General features: G+C 66.7%; 4 protein-coding genes and 1 pseudogene. 4 read left to right on the top strand and 1 reads right to left on the bottom strand.

Annotated features, from left to right (window positions below; translation table 11 throughout):
* The 3 genes and pseudogenes from U9979_RS15805 to U9979_RS15795 form a co-directional block, all read left to right on the top strand.
* A pseudogene (locus tag U9979_RS15805) lies at positions 1-338 on the top strand (TetR/AcrR family transcriptional regulator); the annotation flags it as partial.
* A 75-nt stretch (positions 339-413) separates the two neighbouring features.
* Entirely contained in the window at positions 414-2939 is a 2526-nt protein-coding gene (locus tag U9979_RS15800) for a SpoIIE family protein phosphatase (RefSeq protein WP_322779974.1), read from the top strand.
* 75 nt (positions 2940-3014) lie between these two features.
* Positions 3015-3557 carry a hypothetical protein gene (locus tag U9979_RS15795; protein ID WP_322779973.1) on the top strand — a complete coding sequence of 181 codons (543 nt, stop codon included), beginning with the start codon at positions 3015-3017 and terminating at the stop codon, positions 3555-3557.
* Between the two features lie 38 nt (positions 3558-3595).
* Here U9979_RS15795 and U9979_RS15790 read toward each other — a convergent pair whose 3' ends face one another.
* On the bottom strand, positions 3596-4582 hold the full coding sequence (locus U9979_RS15790; protein WP_322779972.1) for an aldo/keto reductase: 987 nt from the start codon (positions 4580-4582) through the stop codon (positions 3596-3598).
* Between the two features lie 299 nt (positions 4583-4881).
* Here U9979_RS15790 and U9979_RS15785 point away from each other — a divergent pair, with 299 nt between their 5' ends.
* Positions 4882-6351: a TerD family protein gene (locus tag U9979_RS15785; protein ID WP_322779975.1), complete on the top strand. Its 1470-nt coding sequence runs from the start codon at positions 4882-4884 to the stop codon at positions 6349-6351.
* The last annotated feature ends 30 nt before the right edge of the window (positions 6352-6381 follow it).

The following is a 6381-nucleotide window of genomic DNA, read 5'->3' as shown; positions in this document are numbered from 1 at the left end:
ACGTGGCCTCGATGCACCTGCCCAAGGCCAATCGGCTGGAGGAGGCTCGAAGCAGCGCCTACGATCTCAGTTGCCGCATCGTCGCCCGCGCCCAGCAGCAGGGCACGCTGCGCGACGATGTCACCGCGGAGGACATCGCCATTCTCATCTGGGCCAACACCCGCATCATCCAGGCGACCCGCAGCGTCGCTCCCCAAGCCTGGCAACGTCACCTCGGCCTCATGCTCGACGCCTTTCGTGCTGAACGGGCCAGCTCGTTGCCCGAGCCGCCGATGTGTCCGGCCGAGGTCTGTCAGGCCATGCTCACTCTTGGCGACTCCGGCTTCCCGGGTGGTTGACCACAGCTTCCGCTGTCGGGTATGGGTCGCGATTTCCTGGTTCTAACCGGGGCGCGAGGGGGAAGAGCGAGATAGATGACACTGGAGACACGTGGCCCGACCGTCGACGGTCGGATTGATGATTTTTTTGGTGTGGTGGATGCGGCCACAGCCGCGGTTGATCCGCATGGCACCGTCATCGCCTGGAGCGCGCCTGCAGGTCGGATGCTTGGTTATTCGCCGGATGAGATCGTCGGGAAGTCCGGGGTCGGCATCCTTGCCACCGACATTCCGGGCGCTTTGCGTCTGGCCGTGGCGGAGCAGCGGGGATGGAGCGGGCAGGTCGCTGTGCGTCACCGCAACGGCCGAATCCTGATTCTGACACTGTGTGCCTATCCATTGCTGGACGCTGCCGGCGGGGTTCAGTGGTTCCTGGTCGTCCCCGGAGCGGAGGGGGATCCGGGGAGCCCAGGGGATCCGGAGAGTCCAGGGGATCCGGAGGAGAATCCGTTCGCGCACGTGAACGATCGGACGATCGCGGACTGGGGGTTTACGCAGTCCGAGCTCTTTATCGTGATCTACGATGCCGAGACTCGGTTCTGGCGGCTGAGCGTCGGCGCGAAATCCATGCTGGGCCTTGAGGAGGACGACCTACGCGGGCAGTCGTTCATGGATGCGCTGCGCAACCCCAGCTACGCGGGGTTTGCCGAGAAGCTGCGTCAGGTGGTGGAAACCGGTCGATCGGTGGTTTACGAGAACTATGTTCGAGCCCCCTCTGAGCCCCGCGACCACGCCTGGGCCACCAGCATGTCGCCGATCAAGAATTCGGACGGTCGAGTGCTGGGCGTGTTCGCCGCAGCCTTCGATGTGAGCGAGCAGTACTGGGCCCGGCAGCGGTTGGCCCTGCTCGACGATGCGAGCACCCGTATCGGCAGCACCCTTGACGTGACCCGGACCGCCCAGGAGCTGGCCGACATGGCCGTCCCCGCACTCGCGGACTGGGCCAGCGTCGATCTGCTCGATTCGGTGTACTACGGGGGTGAGCCGGCTCCCGGTCCGCTGGTCGGCCCGGTCGCCCTGCGTCGCGTCGCCCACCGATCCGTTGTCGAAGGCAGCGCGGAGAATGTGATCAAGCTGGGGGAGGTGGACACCTATCCGGCCTTCTCGCCCCCAGCCCGATGTCTGGCAACCGGCCAGCCCATTCTGAACCGGATTGCCGACCCCGATGTCGCCCGATGGGTGGCAGGGGCCGTGGCCCCTCAGCACGGGTTCCACTCGGTGATGGCGGTGCCACTACGTGCCCGCGGAACGACCCTCGGAGTTGCGATATTCGCCCGACACCGGCGCCCGGAAGCCTTCGAACAGGATGACCTCGTCCTCACCGAGGAACTCGGTTCCAGGGCTGCGGTGTCCATCGACAACGCCCGCCGTTACACCCGTGAGCGCACGACCGCACTCGCCCTTCAGCGCAGTCTGCTGCCACAACGGCTGCCCGAACAGAGCGCCGTCGAGGTCGCCTCCCGCTACCTGCCGGCCAGTTCCCAGGTCGGCGTGGGTGGTGACTGGTACGACGTGATTCCGATGTCTGGAACCAGGGTGGCCCTGGTGGTCGGCGACGTCGTCGGCCATGGTGTCCATGCCGCCGCGACCATGGGCCGGCTGCGTACCGCCGTCCGCACACTGGCCGATATTGATCTTGAACCGGACGAGTTGCTCACCCGTCTGGACGACGTGGTCGTGCGTCTCGCCGCGGACTACGACGACGCTGCGGGAAGTGTCCTTCCCTCGGACCGCGATGCCGTCAACGAGATCGGTGCCACCTGTCTGTGCGCCGTCTATGATCCGGTGTCCCGTCTCTGCTCACTGGCGCGAGCCGGTCATCTCCAGCCCGCCCTGGTCACCCCTGATGGCACGGTCGATTTTCTGGACGTACCTGCCGGCCCGCCGCTCGGGCTCGGCGCTTTGCCGTTTGAGGCAGCCGAGGTCGAACTGCCGGCGGGCAGTCTGCTCGTCCTCTACACCGATGGGCTGGTCGAGTCCCGCGCGCATGACATCGATGTGGGGCTCGACGCGCTGCGCAGTGCACTCGCCCCGCCTCGGCCCACCGACGAACTCCTGCCCTCGTCGCCGGAGCTCTCGCCGTCGTTGGAGGCCACCTGTGACCGGGTGCTCAAAACCCTGCTGCCCGAACATCCCGCCGATGACGTTGCGCTGCTGGTTGCCCGCACCCGGGCCCTCGATGAGAGCCAGGTCGCCAGCTGGGACCTACCCGCTGACCCAGCCGTCGTCACCCACGCCCGGGCAGGGGCGTTGCGTGCCCTCGCAGCGTGGGGGCTGGACGACGCCGCGTTCACCACAGAGCTGCTCGTCAGCGAGCTTGTCACCAACGCGATCCGTCATGCCCGGGGGCCCATCCAGTTGCGGCTGATTCGGGACACCGCCCTCATCTGCGAGGTCTCCGACGCCAGCAGCGCGGCCCCACACCTATACCGCGCCCGAACCCTTGACGAGGGTGGACGCGGTCTGTTCCTGGTCGCTGCGCTCGCTGGGCGCTGGGGAACCCGCCAGACTCGCGACGGTAAGATCATCTGGGCCGAACAGCCTCTTCCCGCAGCCCGATGAGGCGAAATATGTGTGATGGGGGCTATCCGGGGCTTGTCGGACACCTCGCGTCTCGACCGGATATGCTTCCTCGTTGTGACCTGCATCGTCGGTCTTGAGTATGACGGCAGGGTGATCATTGGTGGTGACAGTGCCGGCGTGGCCGGCTACTCGATCACGGTCCGCGCCGACACCAAGGTGTTCCGCAACAGTGAGTTCATCATGGGCTTCACATCGTCGTTCCGGATGGGTCAGCTCCTGCGGTACAGCCTGGTTCCGCCCCTCCCGCAGACCTGGGACATAGATCGGTTCATGGCCACCGACTTCATCTCCGCGGTGCGCGACTGTCTGCGTGAGGGCGGCTATGCGCGCAACGAATCGGGTTCGGAGGAGGGCGGAGTGTTCCTGGTCGGCATCCGTGGCCGGCTCTACCGGATCGACTCCGACTTCCAGATCGGCCGCAGCATCGACCTGTACGATGCGGTCGGCTGCGGCGAGGAGTTCGCGCTCGGTTCCCTGTTCGGTAGTGCCCACCTCGACCCGCTGGAACGGGTGGGCCTCGCGCTGGAGGCGGCCGCCTACCACTCCTCGGCGGTCTGCCCGCCGTTCCATGTCATGTCCAGCCCGGATCCCGACTGACAGCCATCCAAAGTCTATTGTGGATCTTTAACAGGCTCTTATGAACGGCGAATGCCACCACGCAGGATCGCGGAAATGGCGGCTCGCGGCCCGAGCGCCGGCTCGAAGGCGTCTGAGGCGGCCTTCAGAGCGCTGTACTCCACCTCGGTCAGCTCGATGTCGGCGGCGGCCACGTTGCTCTCCAGCTGCGCCACGGTGGAGGCGCCGGGGATCGCCACCACGTTCGGATGCCGGATCACCCACGCCAGCGCGATCTGTGCCGGGCTCGCGTCGTGTGCCGCGGCAACATCGCGCAGGACGTTGAGGACCGGCCGTACCGCGTCGAGGTTCTCCGGGAGGAACAAGGGATTCATCGCCCGGACCCGCGACGTCGGGCGATGCTCGCGGGTGTAGCGACCTGAGAGCAGACCCTGTGCGAGGGGACTGTACGCGATGATCAACCGATCGTTCTTCACCGCGTACGGCAGGAGGTCCCGCTCGACCTGCGGCCGCACAAGGCTGAACTGCACCTGGTTGGAGAGCACGGGCACACCCAGCGCCTCCTCGGCCGCCTGCCACCGCTCCAGCGAGTAGTTGCTGACCCCGACCGCGTCGACAAGCCCGACCCGCTGCAGCGCGGCCATACCCCGCATGGTGCTGGTGTCCGGGACCAGCGGGTTGGGCTGGTGCACCTGGTAGAGGTCGAGCTGGCGGACGCCGAGTCGGTTGGCGCTGGCAACCGCGCGTTGTTCGACGACCGGCGCGACCGGCAGCACCGGGAACAGCTTGGTGGCGACGACGGCCGTCTCGAGCGCGCCGGCCTCCTTCAGGGCGCCGCCCAGGATCCGTTCGCTGCGTCCGAACGCGTAGACCTCGGCCGTGTCGAAGAACGTCACACCGAGTTCGAGCGCCCGCCGGACGATCGCCGGCGCCTCACTGGCCGCGTAGGCTGCGCCGTAGCCCCACTCCCGGGAGCCGAACTGCCATGCGCCCAGCCCGATCGCAGAGATCTTCTTTTTCGTGGTTACTCCATCGACGTACCGCATGACTCCAGTGAACGCTGTGCGGAGCCGGCGCGCGACCCGGTTGCGCCGAACACGTCCGTAATCAGAGCTGCTACCTTCCTTGAAGTTTCCCGAGGCGAGGGAAGCGTGAGCGGAGGCAGGATCGTTCGGTCGGCAGCCTGTCAGCCTGTCAGGTTGCGGACAGGCTGGTCTTCCGATGGGGCGCAATGCTGACAGACCGGATGCGAGGCAGGCTGTACCGGCGCAGGCTGTACCGGTACCGGCTGACCCGACGCAGACTCACCCGGTACCGGCTGGCAGGAAGGGCGAAGGAGAGCACGGTGGTCCAGCAGTTCAATCGTGGGCAGAAGAGCCAGCTGTCCGCGATCACCCCCGGCACTGACCTCTACATCGGCATTGGGCTCGCCGCGCCCGGCCTGACCTGGGACGTGTCCTGCTTCGGGCTGGACGCGAACGACAAGCTGTCCGACGACCGGTACTTTGTCTTCTTCAACCAGCCCACCTCGCCCGAAGCGTCGATCCAGCTACTGGGCGAGCAGGCCGGTGACATCCAGTCGTTCCGGGTGACGCTGGAGAAGGTGCCGGCGGGTATCGACAAGCTGTCGTTCTGCGCGGCGATCGACGGAGCCGGGGCCGCGTCCCAGATCTCGTCGGGTTATTTCCGGATCGTCGTCGGTGGCAGCGAGGTCCTGCGTTACGCGTTCAGCGGCGCGGATTTCACCAGCGAACGCGCCGTCATGATTTGTGATCTCTATCGTAAGGGGGTCTGGCGGGTCGCGGCGGTCGGGCAGGGTTTCGACGGCGGGCTCGCCGAGCTGATCCGGTCCTTCGGCGGGGATGTGGAGGACACGCCGACCCCACCACCACCGGCAGCGCCGGACGGCTTCGGTCCGCCACCCGGCGCCACCCGGACCGTGGCGCCTCCGGTGCCCGAGACGGGTTATGCCAAGCCGGCAAGGGCGCCGGCATCGGGGTCTGCTCCGTCCGCGTCACTCGCACCGACTCAACCGCAGCCGGGGTCCGGCCAACCGCAACCCGGCTACCCGGCGCAGCCCGGGGCCGGGTACGGCACGCAGGCATCCGGGGGGGCCGGCCTGACCGAGATCCTGCCGTCGCAGGGTCAGCCGGTGGCGCCGGGCGCGATGAACAGCCTGGACCCTTACCGTGAGGTCCCCACGGCTGGCCGGTGGACGCAGCAGAATGCCAAACTCGTCAAGGCGACCCTCGGCCAGGGCCCCGATGTGCTCGCACTGCGCGGGTCCATGGTGGCCTACCAGGGCGACATCGACTTCGACTACAAGGGCTCCGGCCTGCGCGGGATGCTGGAGAACAAGCTCACGGGGCAGGGTCTGAAGCTTATGACGTGCAAGGGGCGCGGTGAGGTCTTCCTCGCCCACGACGCCGCCGACCTGCACATCGTCGAGCTGGACGGCCAGTCCCTGTGTATCAACTCCAAGAACATCCTGGCGTTCGACAGTACCCTGGACACCGAGATCAAGAGGATCGAGAGCGCCGGCATCCCAGGTGGTGGCTTCTTTCATTTCGAGGTGTCCGGTAAGGGCTCGATCGTGGTGATGACCAGGGGAACGCCGATGACGCTCAACGTCGCCGGGCCCACATTCGCCGACATGAACGCGCTGGTGGCCTGGACGTCCGGAATGCGGGTGAGCGTCTCGACCCAGGTACGCATCTCCCGCCAGATCTACGCCGGTAGTAGCGGTGAGTCCCTCGCCCTGCAGTTCATGGGTTTCCAGGGGCATTTCGTGGTTGTCCAGCCGTACGAGGTCTAGAGGTCTAACCGGCCAAAGGGTGTGCGATCA

The sequence above is a fragment of the Protofrankia sp. Cas4 genome, from assembly GCF_963555915.1.
GTDB lineage: Bacteria > Actinomycetota > Actinomycetes > Frankiales > Frankiaceae > Protofrankia.
This window is presented reverse-complemented; position numbering and strand designations above follow the sequence as displayed.